The 25,924-nt window shown below is 36.0% G+C and carries 18 protein-coding genes and 1 other RNA gene; 15 read left to right on the top strand and 4 right to left on the bottom strand.

Annotated features, from left to right (window positions below):
• Window positions 1–100 precede the first annotated feature (100 nt).
• Both HF876_RS10185 and HF876_RS10180 read left to right on the top strand, forming a co-directional pair.
• Window positions 101–265 (top strand): hypothetical protein, encoded by a 165-nt coding sequence (locus tag HF876_RS10185; RefSeq protein ID WP_169359961.1) that lies wholly within the window; start codon window positions 101–103, stop codon window positions 263–265.
• A gap of 91 nt (window positions 266–356) precedes the next feature.
• Complete coding sequence (locus HF876_RS10180) at window positions 357–911, top strand: hypothetical protein (RefSeq protein WP_169359960.1); 555 nt, start codon at window positions 357–359, stop codon at window positions 909–911.
• A gap of 34 nt (window positions 912–945) precedes the next feature.
• On the opposite strand, the gene HF876_RS10175 is transcribed toward HF876_RS10180, so the two are convergent.
• Entirely contained in the window at window positions 946–2,445 is a 1,500-nt protein-coding gene (locus HF876_RS10175; RefSeq protein ID WP_169359959.1) for a hypothetical protein, read from the bottom strand.
• Window positions 2,446–2,639: 194 nt separating this feature from the next.
• Here HF876_RS10175 and secG point away from each other — a divergent pair, with 194 nt between their 5' ends.
• From secG to HF876_RS10140, 7 genes are all read left to right on the top strand, one after another.
• Window positions 2,640–2,867 carry a preprotein translocase subunit SecG gene (gene secG, locus HF876_RS10170; RefSeq protein WP_169359958.1) on the top strand — a complete coding sequence of 76 codons (228 nt, stop codon included), beginning with the start codon at window positions 2,640–2,642 and terminating at the stop codon, window positions 2,865–2,867.
• Window positions 2,868–3,010: 143 nt separating this feature from the next.
• The gene (locus tag HF876_RS10165) at window positions 3,011–3,757 is read left to right on the top strand and encodes an alpha/beta hydrolase (RefSeq protein WP_169359957.1); all 747 of its coding nucleotides are present in this window, start codon (window positions 3,011–3,013) and stop codon (window positions 3,755–3,757) included.
• Window positions 3,758–3,800: 43 nt separating this feature from the next.
• The gene (gene rnr / locus HF876_RS10160; protein WP_169359956.1) at window positions 3,801–6,113 is read left to right on the top strand and encodes a ribonuclease R; all 2,313 of its coding nucleotides are present in this window, start codon (window positions 3,801–3,803) and stop codon (window positions 6,111–6,113) included.
• A gap of 51 nt (window positions 6,114–6,164) precedes the next feature.
• The gene (gene smpB / locus HF876_RS10155) at window positions 6,165–6,632 is read left to right on the top strand and encodes an SsrA-binding protein SmpB (protein ID WP_169359955.1); all 468 of its coding nucleotides are present in this window, start codon (window positions 6,165–6,167) and stop codon (window positions 6,630–6,632) included.
• A gap of 102 nt (window positions 6,633–6,734) precedes the next feature.
• Window positions 6,735–7,089, top strand: a transfer-messenger RNA (tmRNA) gene (gene ssrA, locus HF876_RS10150).
• Window positions 7,090–7,839: 750 nt separating this feature from the next.
• Window positions 7,840–8,028, top strand: a complete 189-nt coding sequence (locus HF876_RS19370; RefSeq protein ID WP_169359964.1) for an HAD hydrolase-like protein — start codon at window positions 7,840–7,842, stop codon at window positions 8,026–8,028.
• Between the two features lie 124 nt (window positions 8,029–8,152).
• Window positions 8,153–8,533: a hypothetical protein gene (locus HF876_RS10140; protein WP_169359954.1), complete on the top strand. Its 381-nt coding sequence runs from the start codon at window positions 8,153–8,155 to the stop codon at window positions 8,531–8,533.
• Window positions 8,534–8,568: 35 nt separating this feature from the next.
• Here HF876_RS10140 and dcm read toward each other — a convergent pair whose 3' ends face one another.
• On the bottom strand, window positions 8,569–9,819 hold the full coding sequence (gene dcm / locus HF876_RS10135; protein WP_169359953.1) for a DNA (cytosine-5-)-methyltransferase: 1,251 nt from the start codon (window positions 9,817–9,819) through the stop codon (window positions 8,569–8,571).
• A 140-nt stretch (window positions 9,820–9,959) separates the two neighbouring features.
• On the bottom strand, window positions 9,960–11,432 hold the full coding sequence (locus HF876_RS10130; protein WP_169359952.1) for a MutH/Sau3AI family endonuclease: 1,473 nt from the start codon (window positions 11,430–11,432) through the stop codon (window positions 9,960–9,962).
• A 451-nt stretch (window positions 11,433–11,883) separates the two neighbouring features.
• Between HF876_RS10130 and HF876_RS10125 the strand changes: the two genes are divergently transcribed.
• Window positions 11,884–12,873: a DUF3427 domain-containing protein gene (locus tag HF876_RS10125; RefSeq protein WP_169359951.1), complete on the top strand. Its 990-nt coding sequence runs from the start codon at window positions 11,884–11,886 to the stop codon at window positions 12,871–12,873.
• 945 nt (window positions 12,874–13,818) lie between these two features.
• Here HF876_RS10125 and HF876_RS10120 read toward each other — a convergent pair.
• A complete protein-coding gene (locus HF876_RS10120; protein ID WP_169359950.1) occupies window positions 13,819–15,747 on the bottom strand; it encodes a DUF2075 domain-containing protein in 1,929 nt (642 codons plus the stop codon).
• Between the two features lie 601 nt (window positions 15,748–16,348).
• Between HF876_RS10120 and HF876_RS10115 the strand changes: the two genes are divergently transcribed.
• The 5 genes from HF876_RS10115 to HF876_RS10095 all read left to right on the top strand — a co-directional run bounded on the left by HF876_RS10115 (window position 16,349) and on the right by HF876_RS10095 (window position 25,560).
• Window positions 16,349–16,639: a hypothetical protein gene (locus tag HF876_RS10115; protein ID WP_169359949.1), complete on the top strand. Its 291-nt coding sequence runs from the start codon at window positions 16,349–16,351 to the stop codon at window positions 16,637–16,639.
• A gap of 69 nt (window positions 16,640–16,708) precedes the next feature.
• Window positions 16,709–17,353 (top strand): hypothetical protein, encoded by a 645-nt coding sequence (locus HF876_RS10110; protein ID WP_169359948.1) that lies wholly within the window; start codon window positions 16,709–16,711, stop codon window positions 17,351–17,353.
• 155 nt (window positions 17,354–17,508) lie between these two features.
• The gene (locus tag HF876_RS10105) at window positions 17,509–17,712 is read left to right on the top strand and encodes a hypothetical protein (protein ID WP_169359947.1); all 204 of its coding nucleotides are present in this window, start codon (window positions 17,509–17,511) and stop codon (window positions 17,710–17,712) included.
• Window positions 17,713–18,092: 380 nt separating this feature from the next.
• A complete protein-coding gene (locus HF876_RS10100) occupies window positions 18,093–21,167 on the top strand; it encodes a DEAD/DEAH box helicase (protein ID WP_169359946.1) in 3,075 nt (1,024 codons plus the stop codon).
• Between the two features lie 4 nt (window positions 21,168–21,171).
• Window positions 21,172–25,560 carry a sacsin N-terminal ATP-binding-like domain-containing protein gene (locus HF876_RS10095; protein WP_169359945.1) on the top strand — a complete coding sequence of 1,463 codons (4,389 nt, stop codon included), beginning with the start codon at window positions 21,172–21,174 and terminating at the stop codon, window positions 25,558–25,560.
• The last annotated feature ends 364 nt before the right edge of the window (window positions 25,561–25,924 follow it).

The raw sequence follows: 25,924 nt of genomic DNA, 5'->3' as shown, positions 1-25,924 counted from the left end.
ATATTTTCGTAATTTTGCATAATGATCATCTCCTATAGGAAAGTTATGGTCATTTACACAAAATTTTATACGTTCTCAAGAGTTGCGCAAAAAGGGGAGGATGCATCGGCGACTTGGAGAACCTTGCGGAGATGGAGCGGAACCTTGCGGAGACAGAGGAGAACCTTGCACAGATGAAGTGAAACCTTGCGGAGATGAAGCCAAACCTTGCGGAAACAAGCATAAACCTTGCAGAAAGCCTAAATCCCGTCCAAATACGGAGTAAATCCCACTCCCACTCTCCTCATCAAAATCTCTTATATACTTCCATACGCTAATTTAGTATTATTTAACAAATTAGAGTTGTAAATAGGAGGGTGACAGCTATAAAAAAGCTTCTCATTGCGAGTACCTTATTTGCCTTCTTTCTCGTTTATGTAATTTACAATTGGAGCCAGGATCCCACGGAGGAAGATGTCTTGCGGAACACGAAAAATTGGTCGTCGAGCGTGGAAGAGGTTTACGGTATTATACAGCAAGATGGTGAGTGGTTAGCGTTTTATAGGATTCCGCATTCTATCACGGTCGTCGCTAGGCTAAAGCAAAATTGGATGGGTACATGGAAAATGATTAATTACTCCGGGCAAAGAGGGGTTATAGCAAGTGTGGGTGAGATTCTTTCAGAAACAGATGACCTAATTCCTTGGCAAGCAAGCGGATATGAAAATGGGTACATTCTTCTCATGTCCATAGAAGACCCTCACATTGATGATTTAGTGATAACGGCTAATGGAAAGGAATATAAGAATATTTCTTTTATTGAACTCGCAGGAAAGAGATTTGTTTTATTAGACGTGAAGGGTACATGGAATTCCTTTTCCTATCAGGCTCTTTCAAAGGATGGAGAGGTCATAGTAGCCTATCCAAAGTAAAAGAGAGCAGGAACCCACTCCTGCTCTCTTTCTATTAAAATATATACGGCCCGACCAGGAAAAACAGGACGGCTAGGTTCATAAAGGTCGCGTATATAACCATATACGTGTAATCATCTTCTTCCGGCTTATAGCGGGCAAGAAGTAATGGTACGGTCGACAGCAAGCTTCCGGCGATCAATAAAACAACGAAATGCCAGCTTTCTGTAATGAAAGGGATGTTCGCAATTGTTGTCTCGACCTTCGTGAAGCGATATAGGAAGAAAATCTGTAATATCAACAAAGATACGACATGAATGATAAATCCAAGCGTATACGTTCTTTCAAATCTAAAACGATTTAAAACCGCTGTACTTATATACGAGATCGCAAAGGCTAGGATGATCCAGGCGAAGCCGAACAGGACGAGCATTAAGCCGTTAAAGGATTTGCTGAACTGGGTGTAGGCTGCCTGCTTGTAGTCCTCTTTTGCGATTTGTTTACTTTCCTCTATTTTACTAGGTTCGGAGGAGGCATAAACTAATTCTCTTTGAGAGCCGTTCATTTCTAGAAAAGCGACCTCATCTTTATTTAAGATCACTGGACGCTCGTATCTTGTACCTGCCTTCGTTAAGGAGGTGGCAAGAACTTTACCGCCAGCTAGCTTGCCAAGGAATACTTGGTTTTTATTGCCGGCACGGGTCGCGGTAAAGGCTATTAGCGTTTGTCCGTCCTGCTGAAACAGCGTGGCGTGCGTAATGTCGTCTAGTGTGCGACCGTCCTGCTCGTGATGGAACGATAGCTTCGACAGCTGTATGGCTTGGTTTGGTGACAGGTCAAAGGAAGCTTGTTGGATGACCTTTGTCTTCGCACCACCGGAAACCATGGTTGTATCCATGAGCAGCAGGAATTCTGCTGGGGACTGCTCGATCATTTGAATAGAGGATACTAGACTTGCGGTACTCGTTAGCTGGAACAGTTGAACCGGCTCGTTTGCTAGATGATAGACGGCGAAGCGATCTCCTTGGCTTTCCTTTGTGATGGCCAATATGTGATCCCCGATAATTTTTACATCGTAGATGGGCTCGGCCACATCAAAAGACTTCTCCTGTCCGTTATCCAAAACGGTTAGCTGGCGGTCCTTTGTCCAATAGACAAGCACATCTCCAGATTTCACGAAGTTTTGTACGTCCTGAGCGATTTCCGTGTCGTCATGCATTAACATATAATTTTTAATAAAATAAGATTCCGCCTCGTTGCTCCAGACATTCGTGCTTGAGCTAGATAAAGCGAGGTTACGAGACTCCTTACAACTCAAATCTAAATCACAGGATAGAATGGCCTGCTCCTTGAAGTTTCGAAGCGTGATCACATAACCATTTTCCTCATTTAAAACTTGAAAATTGGAATAATTGTTTGCAGGGGTTTCCACGGAAAAGGTTCTGCTCCAATTGTCCGATGGTAGTCTCGTTTCCTCCTTTAATGTAAACCAATACACGATAGCGATTAACGCTAATAAGATAATGCTTGTCATAGCAAATAATTTTTTGTTCACAATTAATCTTTCCCATTCTCTATGTATTTGACAATATAAACCATTAAATCTTTCTTATTTCATTTTAACGCTAGATTATGAGAAAATATATGATATTATTTAGATAACTACTTTAAAGTTGATAGACTGTTGTCAGTTCTATTTAAATTTGGTAAAATTATATTGTTGTGATGTTCTAATCGGGAGGTGTAACAATGAATACATTATTAATGACATTATTAATCATCGTCTCGCTTGCTTTGATCGTAGTAGTATTATTACAATCAGGGAAAAGTGCTGGGCTATCAGGAGCCATCTCCGGGGGAGCTGAACAACTCTTTGGAAAACAGAAAGCTCGTGGTATGGATTTGATCTTACATAGAGCGACTATCGTGCTTGCTGTATTATTCTTCGTATTAACGATAGCTGTTACGAAATTTTAAAAAACGAATGTATACGCCTAACCATACTTTCAAATGGTTAGGCGTTTTCTTTTATATTTGGGCATACATAAGATAAAATTAATAAGGGAAAGGTATATACTAGTAAAATAGCAGTGTTGATGGAAACAGGAGGTTTTATTGGAATGCGCATCACAACACCAAAGCCGTTCTTCTTTGAGGCTGGAAAGCGAGCGGTATTATTACTACATGGATTTACTGGAAATTCGTCCGACGTGCGGATGCTGGGACGTTTTTTAGAAAAGAATGGCTACACCTCACTTGCGCCGCACTATAAGGGACACGGTGTGCCACCAGAGGAGCTGCTCGAAACAGGTCCAAAAGACTGGTGGAAGGACGTCATGAAGGCATACGACCGCTTAAAGGCAGCTGGCTATGACGAGATTGCGGTAGCCGGATTATCGCTTGGAGGCGTATTTTCGTTGAAATTGGGGTATACAGTGCCTGTAAAGGGAATCGTAACAATGTGCTCTCCCATGACCATGAAAACGACGGACGTTATGTTCGAGGGCGTCATAAAATATGCAAAGGAATATAAGAAATATGAAGGTAAAAGCGAGCAGCAAATAGAAGAAGAAGTAGAGAAGATACGCCAAAACCCGATGCAGACATTGGGCGAGCTGCGTGAATTCGTCTACGAGGTCCGCGATCATGTGGATCATATATATGCTCCGCTTCTCGTTACACAGGGCAAAAAGGACTCGGTGATTGATATAAACTCTGCGAACTATATTTACGAGCAGTCGGAATCACTAGAGAAAAAGCTGAACTGGTACGAGGAATCTGGCCACGTTATTACGCTAGGACCAGAAAAGGAAACGCTACATGAAGATATATTAAACTTTTTAGAATCGCTGGATTGGAATGTGTAAAATAGGCCATTTCCGCACACGCTGAAAAGGGAGGGATGTTTAGATGGAAAATATGAAAGAACAATTATTAGAATTAATGAATTCAGAAGAATATAAACCGATGACCACGAAGGAGCTAGAGGACCATTTTAATATGACCGAGGCCGATGACTTCAAGGAGCTAGTTAAAACACTAGTGTCCATGGAGGACGCTGGCGCAGTAGTCCGTTCACGTTCTAATCGTTATGGTGTCCCATCTCGCATGAATTTAATCGTCGGGAGCTTCATCGGTCATGCAAAAGGCTTCGGCTTTGTGACGCCGGAGGAAAGTGGAATGGATGATATTTTTATTCCCCCTACAGAAATTAACGGAGCAGTAAACGGTGACAAGGTGCTTGTACGCGTATCGAAGGAATCTTCCGGAGACCGCAGAGAAGGTACGATCATCAAAATAACGCAGCGCGGGATGACACAGGTTGTCGGAACGTTCCAGGACAATAAAGGCTTCGGCTTCGTAATACCAGATGACAAGAAAGTGCCAATGGACGTATTCGTCGCAAAAGGCGACACATTAGGTGCGGTAGACGGTCACAAGGTAGTCGTTGAGATCACGGACTGGCCGAATGAAAGAAAGTCTGCAACAGGGATCGTAACGAAAATTCTTGGTCACAAAAATGATCCAGGCGTAGATATTCTATCAATCATCTACAAGCATGGCATTACAATCGACTTCCCTAAGGAAGTAATCGACCAAGCAGAAGCTGTGCCAGACCAAATCGCAGAAGGTGATTTAGAGGGACGCAGAGATCTTCGCGATGAAGTGATCGTGACGATTGATGGAGCTGACGCAAAGGACCTGGATGATGCAGTTACTGTAACGAAGCTGCCTGACGATACATATAAGCTTGGCGTACATATAGCAGACGTAAGCCACTATGTAACAGAAGGATCAGCGCTTGACCGCGAGGCATATGACCGCGGAACGAGTGTGTATTTAACAGACCGTGTTATTCCGATGATTCCACATCGTCTATCGAATGGTATTTGTTCACTTAACCCGCAGGTCGATCGTTTAACGCTATCCTGTGAAATGATCATCAACGGCTCAGGTATGGTAACATCCCATGAGATTTTCCAAAGCGTGATCCGTACAACGGAACGTATGACTTACTCAGACGTTTATAAAATTTTAGAAGAAAAAGATGAGGATTTAATCGAACGCTATAAGGACCTTGTGCCAATGTTCGAGAACATGGCAGAGCTTGCTGCAGTGCTTAGAAAGAAACGCGAGGAACGCGGAGCAATTGATTTCGACTTCCCAGAGGCTAAAATTCTAGTAGACGACGATGGCTGGCCAACAGAGGTCGCTATTCGCGAGCGTACGGTGGCAGAGAAGCTGATCGAGGAATTCATGCTAGCTGCCAATGAAACCGTTGCAGAGCACTTTAAATGGATGGATGTGCCGTTCATTTACCGTATCCATGAAGATCCTAAGCCAGAAAAGCTTCAGCGTTTCTTCGGCTTCCTAACGAACTTCGGCTTAGTAGTGAAAGGTACAGGCAATGACATTCACCCGAAAGCACTTCAAGAAATCATTGAAAGCATCGAGGGAATGCCAGAGGAGCCAGTTATCTCAACCATGCTTCTTCGTTCCCTACAGCAGGCAAAATATTACGGGGAATGTCTAGGTCACTTTGGTTTATCGACTGAGTTCTATACACATTTCACCTCTCCGATCCGTCGTTACCCTGACTTGATCGTACACCGTCTGATCCGTACGTATTTAGTGAACGGGGATGTATCATCCGCAACGGTTAACCATTGGGGTGCTATCATCGACGATATCGCAGAGCATACGTCAAAACGCGAGCGCCGTGCAGTAGATGCAGAGCGTGACACGGATGCACTGAAGAAAGCGCAATATATGGCCGATAAAATCGGTGAGGAATTCGAGGGTATCGTGAGCTCGGTTACGAACTTCGGTATGTTCATCGAGCTTCCAAACACGATCGAGGGTCTTGTCCATGTGACGAACATGACAGACGACTACTACCGCTTTGACGACCGTCAAATGATGATGATCGGGGAGCGCTCTGGTAAGCAATTCCGTATCGGTGATGAGGTGACGGTAAAAGTCTCTGGAGTAAAACCAGAAGAGGCTGCAATCGACTTCGAGGTTGTCGGCATGAAGAAAGCATTTGGCCGCAGCACGCGTAAGGAAAGTCCAAAGGTCATCCATGCATCGAAGAAGGGCTCTGGCAAGGACAGAAAAGACAAATCACAGCCAGGACCGAAAAAAGGACCAAATCAGAAAAAGAAATTCTACGAGGGCGTTGCGAAGAAGTCTCAAAAACGCAAGCGACCAAAGAAAAAATAAAGAGGGAGCGGCCTAGGTCGCTCCACCTAGCTTTAGACAGGGGTGAAAAGAATGGCAAAAAAGCATGACGACAAGCCACTCGCACAAAACAAGAAGGCCAATCATGACTATTTTATCGAGGAAACAATCGAGGCAGGTATCGTCCTACAAGGGACCGAGATCAAATCCATTCGTAACGGGAAGGTGCAGCTAAAGGACGCATTCGTGCGTATTCGCAACAACGAGGCATGGATTTCCAACATGCACATCAGCCCATACGAGCAGGGAAACCGCTTCAACCACGATCCGCTGCGTTCTCGCAAGCTATTACTGCACAAAAAACAGATCAGCTCGCTGATCGGCGAAACAAAGCGTGAGGGATTCACCATTGTACCGCTCAAAATGTACTTAAAGAACGGCTACGCGAAGGTCCTAATCGGTATCGGTAAAGGGAAAAAGGATTACGATAAGCGCGACACATTAAAGAAAAAAGAAGCAAAACGAGACATCGAGCGAGCATTCAAGGATGCACAACGCTAAGGCACTTCCTCGTTATCTGGAGTGGAAGTACGTACCACTTGAATTTTGACCTAATTTGATGTATAGTTATCAATGTAACGAAGCTTACATTATTCCATAAACGGGGACGTTATGGATTCGACAGGGATAGTCTAAGCTTGAGTTGCGCGTCAGAGGCTCGGCTCTGTAAAAACGGACCTTATAATAACAGGCAAAACAAACAACAACTTAGCATTCGCAGCGTAAGCTCGGATCTGCTTTATCTATCCATCGCCCATGTGGCTAGGTAGAGCTCACTCTTAGTGGGATACGGTTGGCAGTGCCACTTGAGCTGTCAGCAAGAGATTTCCAAGTTAGCGTACAGGACGCCCGCTTATCGGCATAATGCTACGCGAAACTTCAAATAGGTAAGATACACGCGTAGAAGCTTAAGTGTTAGAGTTTCTGGACGCGGGTTCAAATCCCGCCGTCTCCATATTTAGAAATCATATGATTTCATACAGTGTTAAAACCCTTGATTTTCAAGGGTTTTTTCTTTTTGTCTATGTCATCTAGTTTCAATGAATATCAATTGAACGTAGTCAATTTCGATAGGCAGAATCCATTAGTTTGCCTTCTCCAATGCCCATAGTTTAGAATATCTTGGACAAAAAAACTAACACTCTGCTAACTTACTTTCTCCAGCTGCTATTACATCTTCACGAAGTCGTGTATTTCTTTTCCATCAATAAAGAAACCTTTGAATAAAGAACACCAAAAACCTTGCGGTATTCAGGAAACACTTGAGATAGAATAGTGTTCGTTTGTCACAATCTACTATTGTCTCGATAGCTTTCTAAGATTTAAGAGTTGAATCCCTCTTTTTTTATGAGGTTCAGAATTTAGCATCCATAGCATCTGTTTTTACCTTTCTTTAACTAGATCTCTTCGCTTAATAAGAAATAATAGGGTTAATCAAGATATATAAACCTTGTTCTCCTCTAAATATCCATATTTAATTTTGTTCTTTACAATGGTAGTGGGTAGATATATATATATATATATATATATGAAAAAGGATTTGATATCCACGTTGATTGCAAAATCAATTACCTTAGCTGCATAGGCTTTTACCATACGATACTCTTTAGCTTCTACGGCAATCCCCTACGTACTTCTGGAAAATCTACATATTTCTAAAAAATTACTCTCAACGAGATGAAGAGTTTATGCTCACAAATTCTACACCATTAATTTCTCTGAAATCATAAATCATTTAAAAGCCAATGGAATAAAAATTGGAATAGTTACTCGTTCTAAAAAAGCGTATGCTGAAAAATTACTGGAATTATATAACTATGATTACGATATGTTAATTTCAAGATTCAGTTGTTTTAGAACTAAACCTTTTCCAGATCCATTCATCTGCTGTGCGTAATATATTTAGATATATGATATTCGTGTATATAATATATATTTAATAAATTGAAATACGAAGTTCAAAATAACATCTATAATTATTTGTGATACCATATAAGTAGATTAAATTAGACGGTGATTAAATGAATCAATTAAAAATATATTACATAGATTTTCCTGAAAAAACGATGCAATATGATGTCGGCACAGTGCTAATTAACAATGAAAATAACCAAGTGCAGAATGCCGAAATTTGCTGCCTATTAAATGCAGAATCCTATGATATTGCAGACTACAGCGATGAAATTTCGATTTTAGTCGATGATAATGGTTTTTATAAAAGCGGATTGCCAGTGTGGAGTATCAAAACACCAGATGGCATTAGTTTAGAATTGATTGGCAAACTACTCTTTGTACGAAATATTGAAACAGAATATAGCATTGATTTCGTAAGCATTAAAGCAGAAGATATTTTTGATTTTCGAATTGGACTGAAAATTGAATTGAAGGGGATGAAAAAATAAAACGAACTGGAATTATGATTCCCAGTTCGTTTTATTTATAAATTAAAAGAAATTTGTGCAATATTATGTGTTTCTTGCGCGTCAATTTCTTTGATGGTTTTACCCATTTTTTCGATTAAATGTGTCACAAGTGCATTCCCCATACAGAAGTAGCGCATGCGATCATTCATTGTCGCTGTCCAATTGTCTGGAAAGCCATTTAATCGTTCGCACTCTACAGGTGTTAAGAAACGTTTTCGTCCATTTACCTCTACAATATGTGAGCTACGATTTATTGTACCTTCACTTGTCAGCATTGTACGCCCAGGTAAATCAAGAGAATCTACAGGAGACATGCCACCTTCTGAAAAAATGTATTTATGGCCATCTTTTGAGGTACGTTCGATTTTTTTAGGCCCACGTAAATAAGAAAATTTTTCAATGGCTGCTTCAGATAAATAAAATTTTTCATCTACTTCTGATTCATCTTGAAGGATTTCTTTTAATGGAATGGCTTGTGGATTCAATGCTTCCGTGTGTATTGTATGAATCTTTCCATCAATCATCACACCAGCTGGATGATAGCCAAATGAAAATTCATCAGAAACTTTAAGGATATCTTTTGGTAATTCTACTTTTTCATTGCGGTTTTTGTATACTTCCTCTTTTACTGGGAAAGTGGAGGCGAAAAAGCCTTCTTTTAATAAAATTTCAGAAGTCGTTTTTTCTAATTGACGTTCTGCAAAAGCGAGTGATTTGTCATAAGCAAAAATGAAAATACGTCGACGGCGCTGTGCAGTACCATATTCTGCTGCGTTGATGACTCGCCATTCTACGATATATCCTAAGTCGCGAAAAGTCGCAAGCATAATCGAAAAATCACGACCACGTTGTTTAGAAGGAGATTTAAGAAGCCGATCCACATTTTCAAGCAGAATATATTTAGGATGTGAGACTTCCACAATTCGTTTAATTTCCCAGAAAAGCACCCCTTTTTTCCCTTCAATGCCTTGTTCTTTTGATAAAGAGCGAGCTACCGAATAGTCTTGGCAAGGGAAACCACCAACTAGTAAATCGATATCCTTGTCCTCAAATGTTTTATTTGATACTTTACCAATATCATCATTACAATTAGTGCTTGATGGAAAGTGTGAGTTATAGCATTCAAAAGCATCTTGTGCTTTTTTTGACGGTTCCCATTGATTAGCCCAAACAGTATCAAAAAGCTCTTTATCTGCTTTTTCCAGCCCTACACGAAACCCACCAACGCCAGCAAAAAGCTCAACTACGTTTAAGTTTTTATTCATAAATTATTATCCCTCTTTCGTTATTTTCATTATATAAAATTGGGATAAAAAGATCAACAATTTTATCTTATTTACATTTATTAATATCAACTAAATACTAATTCTAACACAAAAAGACAAATCAAAGTTTATTTAATGACTTATATAAAATCAATATCCTTTAGCATCTTAACAACAATACTACCTTTCATCCATAGATATTGAGAGTACATTCTAATACCGTTGAGTTTAAATGTTTTCTTAGATGCATCGGTGCCAGATCCACGTACAAAAAAGTCGTAATTTTTAGATTTTGGAAAGTTAGGTGCAGTCATTGGTAATTTTGTTTTTGGAGTAAGTCGTTGAATTCCTTTTTTGTTGAGAATAGGTTCTTCTTTTAACTTATGGTTATTTACTAAATCACGTATTTCTTCCCAAACAACCCTAATATCCTTTTCTAAAACATTTTCAGCGATTACTAAACGTTTGAAGCCGATAAATTTGTTATCTAATAATTTTGCATTAGAAGAAGGTTCTTCAAATATACTGCAAAGAAATTGTTGACCATTAAAATAACTGTACAAAAAGGATTCTTCATATAATACATCTAAATTAGTCCATTCTTCAAAATCAATTTGAAATAGCTTCATATCTTCTGTACGAGATCCTTTTTTAGTTTGAACAACTGTTTTTGGAATAATACCAATCTTACTGAATAAATCAATTTTACTTAGTTTTGTTGCTTCTCCACCAAACATTTTGACTAGGATTTGTTCAGTGACACTTTTAGAAACATTGCCATTAGCATTAAATTTTATATCAATATCTAGTTTATTAATTAATTCTTGAACAGTGTTGTTCTTATATAATTGAGTGAGACGATGTAATTCATCATCGAGTTCGTTAAATGTTGAGTATGTTTTATCCAATTCTTCAAAATTAATGCCAAAATGCTTTTGTACAATTGTTGATACGGTTGTTCGTTTTAAACGGAATCGCGGAGGATTCGGATGTTTTGGAGCAGTATCAATTAGCATCAGATTTTTTCGCAGTTCAGATGAAATTCGATGATATTCTGCTTTAGGCTCTTCATATGTATCTTTTAAATGTTGAATAAAGTCACGGACGATTAACCAGTCATTTTTTAGTATTTCTATATCTTTTTCTGAGAACTCATGAAAATGATAACCTTTAATGATGAAATTAGCATATTCAGCTGCTGAAACAGTTATTGGTGAATCGTAATGGTAATAAACCAATAATAAATGTTCTAACTTATGCCAGAAGCTAGATGTTTGGAATTCTTCATCCGTGATGCTTCCAGGAGAAACAGATGTGATAGACATGGGTTCTTTAGCTTCATAAATAAATTCACTTTCTCTTTTAGGTTTACGAATACCCGTAGTTTTTAATTCTGTATCAATGCCATCTACAATAAGATCAGGTTTTTTGTCTGAGTCAGCTGGATATCCTAAAATCGATTGTTCAACAACATCTCCAGCTATGCCCGTGATTTTAGGTGAAGTTATAGTCCTAGCAAATACATTGTTAACATCAACATCGCCAAGTGTTTTGCCGACCGCATTGCTTAAAATCCTATCTAATTCTTTTCGTTTGAAATTATGTAAGGCCATTCGAAGGACTCCTTTTCATATTACGTTATGTATATAATACGCTAACTGTTTTTCAAATTCATTAAACGTTCTATGAATCTTTGAATCTATTTATGTTCTATAGAATAGATTTTTAGTTTACTAAGTGTTTTAAAAGGATTATGGTGTATTTAGATAGACGAGTAGGCAGGGCAGTATGTCTAAAGTTGAAAAGGAAAAACCTTACTATGAGACAGAATCTGAACAGATTTTAAAAAACGAGGTACCCTTAAGGCATATGAATATAGTCAAACACAAAAATATTCAAAAGAAAGTCATCTATATACTGAAATACAAAGTGAAATTGGAGATGAAAGTATTCATCATATTTCAATGATAAATCAATTAATTTAGCAGGTTAATAAAAACGTTTATAAAAAATATCTGAATTTAAGAAAGATATGTTTTTATATTTAAGAAGGAGACAATAGATTTGAGGACTTTAAAATTATTCAATAAATATACTCGAGAAGATGTACATGCAATATTTGATGGTAGCACTACGAAATTTACAAGAGGTGCTGGTGTTTGGGGCCTCCATGGTATTGTTAAAATACCGAACCGAGAACGTGATTTTGTTTTCTTTGTAACAATTGGACAAGACAAATTGGGTGTGGAATTTAAAGAAAATATCACTAGAGATGGTATTTTGACTTGGCAATCTCAAAAGAGACATACCTTAAATCATCCTCGAATTTTAGAATTTATTCATCATGATCATACGAGACACAATATTTATCTATTTTTACGTACTAGTAAGAAATCAGAGCCATTTACTTATATGGGAAGACTAGCTTACATTGCACATAATCAAGATGTAGAACAGCCTGTACATTTTAAGTGGCAATTACTAGATTGGGATGAAGAAGAACCCGTACAAGATTTAATGTTAGATACGACCGAAGAAGATGTAGTTGATGAAGAAATAATTGGTAATCAGTTGATTGAAACAGCTTTACCTGAGCCAAAAGAACGTAGAGAACGTGTGCGTAACTTCAACTCTAAACATGTAGATTTTGTGGGGAAGCAGAAGGAAAATAAAAATTTAGGCTTGTCTGGAGAACTGCTTGTTCTAGAATATACTCGTTCTCAATTAACTAAAGCTGGTCGTCAAGATTTAGCAAATAAAGTAATACATAAATCAGTTGTAGAAGGCGATGGCGCAGGATATGATATTGAATCATTTAAAGAAGATGGCTCACCACTTTACCTTGAAGTAAAAACGACAAAAGGCGGGATTAATTCGGAGTTTTTCATTTCGCCAAATGAATTAGCTTTTTCAGAAGAACATGCAGACTCATTTCAATTGATTAGAGTTTATGAATACATTAGTAATATAAATAGTGGGAAGTTTTATAAAATAGAAGGAAGTTTGAGTGATAAGCTAAATTTGAAACCAACACAGTATTCGGCAAGGGTTTAATAACTTATTATATTGAACTAACAAGTATTACTAGAAAAATAGTAAGGAGGATAAAGTTTTATGATATTCCATCCAGAAGTTAAAAATAAAATAGATATTTTTAAATCTGGAAATGTTTATCAAATTTCTAATTTTTTCTAAAAGATTACTCTTTGGAAAACAGATAATTTCGAGAATTTTTGAGTGATTTATTAGTAGCTAGTAGTGACATATAATAACAATTATCATATGTTAAAATGTAAAGAGTGTTGAGAAATTAGGTTTTGGACCTTTTTTAGTAGTAGGTGATTACTCTAGCTCTAGTACCTGAAAGAAACGAATTGTAATAGATGGACAGCAACCTTTAACGACCAAAGTGATATTGAAAAAAATAGCGGAAGCCAAAAAAGAACTGAAAAATCGTGGCCGAAAAAAGAAAGAAGAACGGGAACAATGTGTGATGGAAAATGTGGAAAAAGAAGGAGTCTTCCGCTTACGGAACAAAGTGGAAACAACTCAATTAAATATGAATTAGCCATAGGACGACTTAGTATTGTCATATTATGAATAAAGGGGGGAGTATTTCGAAAACACAACAGGATGTAATGGTTTCAGCTTTAGCATTGCTATTTAAACTGCGTGTAGTTGAAGGGGAAGGAAGAAATCATTTCAGCATTGAAAAGTCCTGGTTACGATGAATTATATAGGTTAATTGAAGCAAAATATAAGGGGTTAGTTGAAAGAGGCATTATCACTGAGTAGTAAAGTACACAGACAGAGTGAAGCTGAAGAAAACTTGTATAAACACCCATATTATTAAAAATATGTAAAAAGAGTTCTTGTAGCTTATAGACAATAAAAACCTATTGATCCAATAATGTTTGGTCAATAGGTTCTCTATTTTTTATTGATATGTGTTAAAATACATTCTTATTGTCACTATAAGGAATTTATTTCGAGTTGAACTCAATAAGTTTCCTTATTTTCAGCAACAAGCAACGTCCTAACTTCCATTTGTTCCTCATATACCCGTTTAACACGCTCTTTTAAATAATCAGCAAGTGCATCATCGGTACAATATATATAACACCCTTTTTGACCTCGTGTCATTAGAGTACGATAAGTGTTTCTTATAATCTGGTCAACCTGTTGAGTCGCGTCTTCTGGTTGTTCCTTCATTTTTTTCTTAATACCTTTAATGGATTGATCTGTTTTTGCTCGTTTGGTATAGTCGGTTATAACTCGTCCATTTTCATATCGAAGATCATCTCCGATAATCACTCCTACATAGTCAAATTCTAAACCTTGGCATGTATGAATACAGCCTGCCTCATAAACAGAAGTATCACTGAGGGCCCATATATCATTTCCAAGGTTCCAACTAATGGAGAAGTTATGATTTGGAATTATAATATCATGGACATCTTGACTATTTTTACCGTCTGAAATCCATTCCCAGCAGTAGCCAGCGACTATACGGGCTTTATTGTTTAGTTTATTCTTTTCGACTATTATATCTAATAGCTTATTCGGAGTGTCTAGAATCTGGAAGTCATAGTCCATTCCTAAGTCATTTTCATTTGCTGTTTCGCGTATTTCTAGAACATCGTCTAGCCAAGCGATATACCCGTCAGAACCATCACAGCGGAATTGAGAGGCTAGCTCTCCTTCAAATACCTTTACTCCCAATTGATCTGCAAATTTCTTGATTAACTCCACACTACCTATATCCTTCATCGTTACCTTTTGGGCTTCATCTATAAAGAAGACACTAAATTTGGAGCTATGCATTAGCTCCTTTACTTGGTTCTCGCCAAGATTGCTAAAGAGACCCGATTTTTCGTTTAGACGATGAGCCTCGTCTACAATTAACATATCAAATTCGTTTTTATCTGCAGCATGGAAGCTACCTGAGCCTTTAAATAAATTATCAATGCTTTTTTTCTTCATAGTTCCTTTAAGCTTAGCAGCGTATACGTCTCTGGGTGCGCTATTTTTGGTCACATACATAGCAAAGTAATCGTCCTGTATCATTTGTACAAGTAAGTTGATTGCTAGTACTGATTTTCCAGTGCCGGGTCCGCCCTTAACGATAAATACGCCCTTTTCGTCTGCGGTAATACAATCCTTCGCATAATGCAAAATTTGCTCATATACGACCTTTTGATCGTCAATCATTACAAATTCTTCATTGCCTTGGAGCATATTTGCCATACTATCCTGAAGTGATTTGGAAGGCTTGATTCGTCCGTTATCAATTTTAAAAATAATATTATTCTTATCTCCATATTTAATATACTTTTTGATATAGGAACGAAGCTTGGCCATTTCACCTTTACGGAATACGGGTGCTTTTTCTATATGCTCGGCATAATGGTTGTCGGTAAGCGGGTCATTTTCCTGTATTAAATAGTTGTGAAGGTAAGCACAAGGTTTTAGGTTTATGGGTATTTCTCGAACGTCTTGATTGAAATCTTCAATTAGGGAAGCATAGCTCCACGCTTGGTAGGAGGGGTGGGTAGTCTGACGTGTACCACCTCCTAGAAAAGTTTCGACAACAACCGCATCCAATCGTTCATTTTTTTGAACGATTTCCCACTGCTTCAATTCCACAATAACTGCATGATCATTATTACCATCGTTCCCAGCAATTATAAAATCAACACGTTTTCCGGTATTCGGAATTTTAAACTCAATAGCTACTGCAGCATCACGGGGTATCTCTCTGTCTCGAAGAACATTTGACATACGTTGGAGAGAATGATCCCAAGAACGAATCTCACTGCGCGAGGTTCTACCTATTTTCTTTTGATAAACATCATATAATCGATCTACAATTTTTTCATTTTCAACATCTGCTAAAAAACCAGTTGTGGTCGATTCGTAAATAATCATTTTGATACCGCCTTTTATCATTAATTCATTGAATTATTATACGAGTAATCCTTAAGTAAATGCTATTGATTTTTCTTTTGAACATTATACCTTTGATTTTGTAAAAGTGTAATTAATATAACAAAAAATATTTGGGTGAAATTTACTGGAATTACTGAAGATTGGTGAGTTTAATAGTCTCGTAAAAATAGTTATGAGAGAGATAGGTTTTGGCTTGGTCCAGTTGTCTCCATATATCTAGATTATATGATTTATACAGTGTCAAAACCCTTAGTATTCTAGGATTTTTTCTTTTTTTTCTATTTATATAGTTGCAATGAGTCAAAAGAACGTAGTCTAGACTCAAAGATTCATATAATTTATGAATTTTAACAATGCTCCTCTTTGCTTTTTGCATCTGTAATATATACTACATGTTGAAACAAGTGGCTACCCATAGTTACTAGTACAAGAAAGAAAGGATTTTTGCGTACAAAAGCCTCTCTTATGCAAAATATTAGTTTTAGTAAATTAAATTAAAAATATTCCATAATATACTATAAATATGTATAATAAAAACTATGTATATTTATATAGTAATTTTTTGTAAAGGAGGAGTTTTGTGGTAGAACAACTTTACGACCATTATGTAATAGAACATCTGAAAAAACATAGTTTTCGAAATATTAAAGAGCTTCATACATATATTAATGATTATTTTTTTCATCACTATAATAAATGTTATCTCGTCAAAGAAAAGTATTATCGGCTGTCTGTTATTGATGCCTATAGATATGAAGTACGGTTACAAGAAATTGATGAGCATGGAGAACTATTACTTAATGAACGTGGCAAGGTGAATAAATTAAAAATGAATATAGATAAATTTGAAGAAATCGCAGAGGTAAGATAGCTTATTAAGATATATTTGGAAACTTAAAACATAATCATATTTTGGATAGTTGTAAATGGAGGGTAATTATTGGGCAATTTTAATAGTGATTTAAAGGCAGAGGAAGAGCTGGGTAAATATTTGGATAAGTATTTCTATACAAGATATAAACAATTAAAAAATGTCGTCAGAATCAATGATGGTAATGAGCAGTATTCAGGGATTGATGTAAAAGCAAGATTGAAAGAAGAAAATATATTTATTGATGAGAAAGGTTATCTAAGTATTAATATGGTTGGTTCTACTTTTGCATTAGAATTAAGTTATTTAAAAGAAAAAAAACGCAAAAACGGCTGGTTATTTGACAAATCTAAAATCACAACTCATTATTTATTTTGTTGGAACAAGCGTAATGATAATATTAAACATCAAGATGTTAAAGAAAAAGATTTTCATTATATTATTGCGATGTTAGTTGATAGAGAAAAACTGTTAAGGTACTTGCAGGATACTTATCAAATAAATAAGATAACAGCTGCTTCAAAAGTAGAAGAGATTTTAGAAAATGATAAATCAGGTTCATTAGATACGCTAAATGAAGAAACAAAATCAAAATATTTCTTTTCAACGCACCTATCAGAAGAACCCATTAATATAGTAATGAATAAAAAAGAATTAGAATCTATTTGTGAAAGCTATTTTCTAGTAAAACGAACAGAACTTAAAGCACTTTAATTTTTTTAAGGTTAAGGGGATTAGTTTTAGATTAGCGAAAGTGTTCAATGTTATTTACCAGAAACTGTACTTTTTATATTAGTGTTTACAAAAATTCTTATTCAACTAAAATATAAGTTAATGTAATGTAATATATTCAAATAAGGAGGTTTAATATGGCTTATAAGATATTTATGAAAAATAAATATGATGGAAGTCTTGAAGAGGCTGATGATGAAATATATCACAGTAAAGAGGATGCTGAATATGCTTTAGACGAAGCAATAAATAATTTTATGACTGGGGCCGAAGTTCTTGAACTGTCTGGAGAAAGCTATGATGAACCAAATAATTATGAATTTATAATAAAGAAAATTTAATTTTAGGTAAAAATGTTAAAGTCACAACCAGGAGCGTTGATCCAGTATAGGGATTAACGCTCTTTTTGTTAAATTCTAAGGGGGTTCATTGTCATTTTTAATAAAGCTTAACTTAATATTTTCAAACCTTATTAACGGGAGCAAAATAGTTATCTTATTTCCGTTTATTTTAGTTGTTGGAATTTAATTAGTGAGAAGGAAATTTAACAATTTAGAACATAATTAAATATATTGAAGCATGCAGATTAATTACTGCCTAGCTCTAGTACCAAGTGTACTAGAGCTTTTATAATTCTAAAATTATTTGATTTGATGACATTTTAATGTCTTATATAAATGGTATAATATTTATAATAATTAGTCTAAAAGGAGGTGTCGTTATGCTTAAAAAAGGTCAAACAGTTAAAATTATCTCGAGTGGGAAAATAGCTGCCGTAATTGACGTACGCTCAGTGCAGCAAGAGACTCGTTATAAAATGCTTGTTGATGGACAAGTTAAATGGATTCATGAAAATCTAGTAGAGCAATATGTTGATTTGGAAAATCAAATAATAGATAGTGGTTCTTTTTTTATAGATAGTTCGTTACGAGATTTTGAACAATTTAAAACATGGTTGAAATTACATAAGCCCTTTAATGGGCAAATATATAGTTATTTAGGATCGAAAACAATTTTTAATCCGTTTCAGTTTAAGCCGTTATTAAAATTTCTTGCACCATATTCGATGGAGCGGCTACTCATTGCTGATGAGGTAGGTGTCGGCAAAACAATCGAAAGTGGCATTATTATGACAGAGCTTATGGCACGTCAAAAACTTAGCTACAACGCGCCGATTTTAATCGTTTGTCCAAGTATTTTAATGCAAAAATGGCAATATGAAATGTCAGAACGCTTTCAATTGGAATTTACGATACATAATCGACATTCGTTTTTACAATTTATAAAAGGTGTCTATCAAAATGCGACAAAACGTAATGATATGATTGGGATTGTATCGTTTCAAACGATACGTTCAGAAGAATTTATTGAGCTATTTGAAAAGCTTGAAGTAGATTTTCTAGAGCCGATTTGGTCGCTAGTTATTATCGATGAAGCTCACCATATGCGAAATAGTGGAACCAACAGTAATCGCATTGGAGAAAAGCTATCGATTTTAACAGAACGACTAATTATGTTAACAGCAACACCACTTAATTTGAAAAATGAAGATCTCTTTCAATTAATGAAAATACTAAATCCATTAGAATTCGATGATTTTGCTTCGTTTGAAGGATTATTACCAATCGTTTCGTTAACTAATAAATTACGTAAGCAACTCACAGCTAAAGAAATAGAATTTGATGAAGCGCTCAAAACGATTACAGAGCTAAAAAATCATTTCCAAGGAACAATTGATAATCATGAGGGCATTCGAAAGCTTGAAATGGCTTTATTGAACAAACAACCCCTCTCAACAGAACAAATAGTACGCTATGAACGACTTATTGCGACACTTAACCCGCTAGACACATCATTCACACGAACGTTAAAGCGAGAGGCGATAAAGGATACGGTTATCCGTGATGTACAAAAGTTACCTGTCTATTTAAGTGATACAGAAAAAGCACTTTATGAAGAAGTACATGAGCTTGCAACAGAACTCTATTTAACACTTGGCGGAGATGCCCGTGCTATTGGTTTTATTAGCAATATGCCAAAGCGAATGGCAGCAAGCTGCTTACCAGGAGTGAAACGCTATGTAGAAAGCGTATTACAGAAGAAAATGTTCGAAATCGAGCAGCCATTAGAGGATTTAGAAGATGAATTAGAACAATTACAGGATAGTGGTCAACTGAAACAGTTACCACTGACAATTCAATTAGAGAAACGACTTCAACAGTTAAGCAATTCATTACAACACTTAACGGAAGATACGAAATTTACTTTACTATCGCAGTATATTGAAAAACTATTTTCGACAATCGATAACAAGCGCATCATTATTTTCTCCTTTTTCATTCAAACCGTTCACTATTTACAGCAGCAATTTGAGAACTTAGGCTATAAAACAGCCATTATTACTGGACAAACACCATTATATACAAGTAAACAAGCATTAGGCCGTTACGATATTATTGAACGATTTAAAAAAGGTGAGATTGAAATATTAATTGCGAGCGATGTGGGGGGAGAAGGGCTAGACTTCCAATTTTGCCAAGCGCTTATTAACTATGATTTACCATACAATCCAATGAAAATTGAACAACGCATTGGACGAATCGACCGTTTTGGACAAAAGGCAAATAAAATATATATCGCCAATATGTATTTAGCTGACACAGTAGATGAACGCATTTATGAGTTGTTATATGAACGGTTAGATATTATTCACCAACATATTGGAACATTTGAGCCAATTGTCGGTCAGCAACTGTATGACTTACAGCAACAGCTGTCATTCGGTACGCTTTCTGAGCAGGAAGCAATTGACCGACTGCATCTAATCGAACTTGCTATTGAAAAGGAAAAGGTTGAAAAGGAGCAGTTTGATCAGCAACGCCATCATTTTTTAGGAGATGAAGAGCTATCGTCGATGATTATTGGTATAAGTTCTAATGACCGACTCATTCAACCGATTAATGCGCTGAATTTTACCAAATACTTTTTACAGCTAGAACAAGTTCCATATAGGTCTAAGCCTAATAAAAGTATTGAATTTAAATTGACCGAGAAATTACGAGAACAGATGCAGCAATTTATGAAGCTACCAACGATGGTTGGCGCTACCAATGAATTTCATGCCTTATTAAAGCAAGACAAGATTCAGCTACAATTTAATATTGAAACATTATTTGAAAATGAAATTTTTGTTCCACCGACAGGCTATTGGACACGTTTTGTAAAGCAACAGCTTGATCAAGCAGATAATATGTATAAATTATTTTCAATCAAAATACAAAATACAGCACCAATTGAGCCTGGGACTTATATATGCTTTATTCATCAAATTGAATGGCTGGATTTGAATGAACATTATGAACTAAAGGCAGTATTATACAATTTGTCGACGGAAGAAATCACGCTTCAAGATGATACGATTTTATTTGAGCGACAAATAACTGGCTCGGGTGAGGAGTTTTATGAAATTGAAGATATTCATGCCATTATGATGACGTGTAACGATTTTTTAGACGATAAACTACAGCACTTGCAAAATGAACGTAACATTGAGTTGAGAAGTATTCAGTTTACGAGAGAAAATGCCTATAAAGAACGAGAGAAACAAAAAACTGCGATGCTTCAAAATCGTTTAAAACAACAATCGTTAAATCCCGTGTATAAGCGCTTAATTGAAGGACAAATAGCTTCTGAATTAAAAAGAACAGAGTTGAAAATTGCTAAGTTGTATGAGCGCATGTCAATTGCTTATACGAGTGAGCTGGTGGGTGTGTTACTAATACAAGCAGGAGAGTGACGATGTGAATATTAAAGAGCAAATTCAACAGCTACAAGTGCAATTTTTTGAAGCTGAAACAGAACAAGAGGCGCTACATCACTTATATAGGTGGCGAAAAGATTTTGATAGCCAAATTGAAGGGTACATGAATTCGTTAAAGGTACTTGGTGATACAACTTACGAAGACCGTAAGCACTTTTTGATGGAACTTATTCAAAATGCTGATGATGCGCAGTATGACGAGCAACCGGAAATTTTCTTTGAAATATATGATGATAGCTTACAAATTTCATATAATGAGCTCGGTTTCCGTAAAGAAGACGTGCTAGCGATCACCGATACGGGCGGATCTACAAAGACAGCAAGTAAGTTAAATGCAAATTCTTTCATTGGGGAAAAAGGGATTGGCTTTAAATCTGTATTTGCTTTAGCGCAATATGTAGAAATTCATAGTCGCAATTGGCATTTTCGTTTGAATCGTGGTGAGTATATTATTCCACATCTTTTGCTAGATGCGCCATATGAAAATGGGACGAAACTAAAAGTCGTATTTTCTGATCAAAATTCAATTAAGATAATTGCGAATACGTTAAAAGAATTACTAGAAACGAATATTGAGTCATTTATCTTCCTACAACAGCTACGTAAATTCCACTTTACCGACTATCGTGATGGTCAGGAAACGAAGAGTGAATTAGAAATTGTGCAGACGAGTAATCAGCATTTTGAATTACGCTCAAATGTCAAACCTCAGCCGCTTACTTATTTGAAATATGAAGAACATATGATTTTTCCTGGGCATTTAGTTGGTAAACGGTGGGAGAGGCTTGGTTCTGAACATGATTTAAAAAGAACGGTGCAAATAGTTGTTCAAACAAATGCGTCTTTAATGAATAAGCGAGGTCGCTTATATAGCTTCTTACCGACCGAAGTGTATTTTGATATGCCAGTATTTATTCAAGTGGACGGCCATTTAACTGCAGATCGTGCAAAATTACATGATCCAAATTTAAATGAGTGGAATCGCCATTTACTACAAAACTTGCCGAAAATATTACGTAATTTCATTTTGTATTTAAAAGAAGATGATCAAATGGCACAGCAATTGCCATATGTAGTACCGACAACCATTTTACCCAATCAGTTAGAGCGGGTATTAAAAAATTTAAAGCAAGAACTTTTTAATATTAATTGGATTCGTACGAATGCCGGCTGGTCTTCGCCACGTGTTGTAAAACGTACTGAGTTATATATTTTACAAACATTTCAGCGGGAGCCTGCATTTAAAAAACTTTGCGAGTCTTTTTACGTTCATTTTCAGATGCATGATGATTGGCAAATCCAAGGTGATTGGCAAAAAACATGGGCTAGTTATGAAATTGGGTTGTTAAGAACTTTAGATTTATTAAGAATGTTTGAAGAACAAAAGTTACCAATTTTTTTGTTACAAGATGATCAATTTCTAGCAAACTTTTATATGGAGTGTAAAGACATAACTTATAATCGTAATTTAACAAATTATCAACGAGTACAGCTATTTTCGAATGCTAAAATATACCCGTTTGATAATGGGCAAATTGAGAGCTTAAAGAACCCAGAACATGTGCTATGGATGAGTGGACGGACAAGTCGTGATTTCCAAGGTGTGAAAAACAATTCATTTAAATTTATAGATTTTGAGTTTACGCGAAGCATTTCATCTAGCGATCAAGTTACAACAAGTGCTGAATTAAAACGTCAACGTAACGAGGCGTTTAAAATGATTTTACAATTTTTGAATTGCCAAGAAATGACCGACGAAAAGCTAATATCTGACTTCCAAATACCTTATATATTATCAGATGAAGATGTAAACAATCGCTACAATATGTTACACATCCTATTTAAGCAGTATGTTAACAAACGTACGTATGCGGATGATTATATTCAACAACTTGCTCGATTACGTTTTGCTAAGTTTAAATCAATAGATGGCAAATTATATACGATAAATGAATTGATTCTGCCGGATGTTTGTCATTTTGAACCAGAAGATGATATTTATGCGACAGTTGGATTACAACAATTGTATATTGACCACCAACTTTTTGAACTAAAACTTGACGATGAAATTCAGCTAAAAAAATTGCGTCAATTTCTGATATATATGGGTATTGCATATAAGCCGCAATTTTTATATCCCCAAAAAACGTATCAAAGTGTATCAGTACTCAAGCAAGATAATAGAGCTTTGTATAATTACTTTATAAATGTAGTGAACAATGATTATACGTCTGGGAATAGGATTACGTTTACATATGTAGTATTAGATAAAGCTACACGTCTTATATTAATGCAGGGTGAAGTACCTACTGTTATTGCAGACTCATTGTATGAGGCATGGAAGCTACAATATGAGGGACGTATTAGAAGTTTTAATGTTGACAATTATAGAGAAAATCCGCCACCAGGTAGTGTATTAGCGAGCTATTTACGCCGCCAACAGTTGAAAAAAATTATTCCAGTGAACGAATGGGCAGGTATACCGAAATCTATAGTACCACTTCGTACAATAATAGGTAACGTAGCTAAAAGTACTGAAGTAAGATGCATAAAATCAAAAAAGCATTTCCAAAAAATGAAGCAATTTGTTCCACTTGTTTATGCAGAAAACTATCATGAGCATTTTTTACAAAGCTTAAACGTCAAAGAACTTTCTGTACAGGATGTTAATGAACGATGGCAACAAGTCGGAACATCAATTTCTAAAAATGAGCTAGTAGAGCTACTAATTGAATTGCATAAAAATGGTCTCTCTATTATTGACGCATTACTATTTGATGAACAAACAAATAGTCTACGCCCAATTACAGATTTCAGACTTGGTGATTCCATTAATGAAGATATTCCATATATTACGGCACAATATGGTGATCTTGGGATGGAGCTTGGAAAAGCAGTTAACTTAATAGAGGACTCTGCCATGCAACCACTCATTGACAAAATTGAGCAAGCATACTATGAAATGGTGGATAATGGTATTTTTTACGAGTTATTTAAGGCGTTTAACCATTTAAATGATAAAAATCAAAACTACATTCGTTCAGAGCTATATATTATAAATAATCGTGCAATTCGAAAGCCGATTGTTATTTTAAGTAATGAAGCACTTTATAATGAACTGAAATTACATGAAAAATTCGTCGTACACATTCCTAGTAAGCAAGTTGAAATGAAGTATTATACTCAGCTAGCCAGCTCATTTAATTTTATTATAGCTTCGACTTTAGGGGAAACAAAAATTGTCGGTAAGGAAAGTTATCCGAATGAGTTAGCTAATGTAGTCGTTTCAATTTTTGAACAGTTACAAATCGAATTAGAAGAAGATGAAACATATAATTTACAGCAAAAGTTACAACGTTTTGGTGGCTTAAATAACATTCGCAACAAAATTTTTACGGTCAAGGGTGTTGAAAAGCATATTTACGGTTATAGAGAAAAAGTACAAGTTCCGTATTTTGACGAAACTACATATAACTTATATGTGCAGCAGGCAACACCAGTTCAATGTGCTATTGAAATAAACCGTGCAATTCAATTTATGCCTCAAAAATTTGCAGTAAGGGAATTTAACAGTATTTTTAAAGCACTCGAAGCGGAAAAGAAAAAGGTACAAGTAGCTGTCGCGACAAAAAAAGTAGAGAGTACAGGAACAGGACAAGTACCTAATGAAGTATTCGGAAAAAACGAAATAACTGAATCGCATATTTTAGAGCAGCAAATAGGAATTGAGGAATGTCATCCAGACGATAAGGGGTTAGTCACGGAACCAATAGAAAAAGCTTCATTTAAAGAACAATGGTCTGATATGTTATTTGTAGGTCAACAGCAACAAGAAGTAGCGGCTACTCTTTGGGAAGAGGAATACGTAAACGAAAATGCACAAGGCGAGGTAGCTGCATTAAACGAAGCGATCCCTCAAGTCAGTACTTTAAAAGTTGTCGAAAAAGTACAAAAGGTGAAAAAACAAGAAGCGCTTCAAGAAACAGCAGAAGTACGAGCATTTTTAAAGCAGCAATATGACGGTCATTGCCAAATCTGTTTGACGAAGCTCCGTATCAAATCAAAAGAAGCATATTTCGAAACATATCGCATTGTTGAAAGCTCCAAAAGTGGTGTCTATCAAAATGAAAACTATAACGTTCTTTGTTTATGTCCGAACTGTCATGCTCTAGCAAAACACGGTGGTGTTCTTAACATTCAAGGTATTTTAGAACAGGCAGAGCTTTACTTAACTGGCAACGCATGGTCTTATGAGGTAGTAGAACTGTTTAAAGAAATGTATAAGGCAACAGTTATTCACAATGATGATCCAAAAACGCTATATTTAACTGGTCAACATTTGAAGTTTTTTGCGCAGTTGGTGGAGTAGTATTTGGCAACATCCGAATCTTTTTCCCTGCACAATCCATTTCAAATATCCAGATAAAAATTAAGCAGAATAAATCCCCCAAAAATATAGAAAGAGGACTGATTTAGTTCTACTTATACAAAATTTAATATGTATAAATTTATAAAAAAGCATATCGATTTAGATTCGTTACTAAGAAAGAACGAGTAAGTAGAGATTTTTTATATAAGCAATTAAAAGAATTAGCTAGTAAAGCAGAGAATTTCCCGCGATTATATCCAAGTAAACAAATTTAATAATTATGGTTCGTTTTCAAATTAATATACCTAAAAATTTAAAGACAATAATTTATAAATTAATAGCCCATTATTTAGTTAGTAAATAA

Origin of the sequence: Psychrobacillus sp. BL-248-WT-3 (assembly GCF_012843435.1) — a bacterium.
Classification (GTDB): domain Bacteria; phylum Bacillota; class Bacilli; order Bacillales_A; family Planococcaceae; genus Psychrobacillus.
Note: the sequence above shows the minus strand (reverse complement) of the source record. Positions and strands in the feature narration are given on the sequence as shown.

Bases quoted from the DNA above. Each gene is read 5' to 3' on its own strand.
- HF876_RS10185 (WP_169359961.1), top strand. From the start codon at position 101: ATGCATCGGCGACTTGGAGAACCTTGCGGAGATGGAGCGGAACCTTGC.
- secG (WP_169359958.1), top strand. From the start codon at position 2,640: ATGAATACATTATTAATGACATTATTAATCATCGTCTCGCTTGCTTTG.
- HF876_RS10165 (WP_169359957.1), top strand. From the start codon at position 3,011: ATGCGCATCACAACACCAAAGCCGTTCTTCTTTGAGGCTGGAAAGCGA.
- rnr (WP_169359956.1), top strand. From the start codon at position 3,801: ATGGAAAATATGAAAGAACAATTATTAGAATTAATGAATTCAGAAGAA.
- smpB (WP_169359955.1), top strand. From the start codon at position 6,165: ATGGCAAAAAAGCATGACGACAAGCCACTCGCACAAAACAAGAAGGCC.
- HF876_RS10140 (WP_169359954.1), top strand. From the start codon at position 8,153: ATGAATCAATTAAAAATATATTACATAGATTTTCCTGAAAAAACGATG.
- dcm (WP_169359953.1), bottom strand. From the start codon at position 9,819: ATGAATAAAAACTTAAACGTAGTTGAGCTTTTTGCTGGCGTTGGTGGG.
- HF876_RS10130 (WP_169359952.1), bottom strand. From the start codon at position 11,432: ATGGCCTTACATAATTTCAAACGAAAAGAATTAGATAGGATTTTAAGC.
- HF876_RS10120 (WP_169359950.1), bottom strand. From the start codon at position 15,747: ATGATTATTTACGAATCGACCACAACTGGTTTTTTAGCAGATGTTGAA.
- HF876_RS10105 (WP_169359947.1), top strand. From the start codon at position 17,509: ATGGCTTATAAGATATTTATGAAAAATAAATATGATGGAAGTCTTGAA.
- HF876_RS10100 (WP_169359946.1), top strand. From the start codon at position 18,093: ATGCTTAAAAAAGGTCAAACAGTTAAAATTATCTCGAGTGGGAAAATA.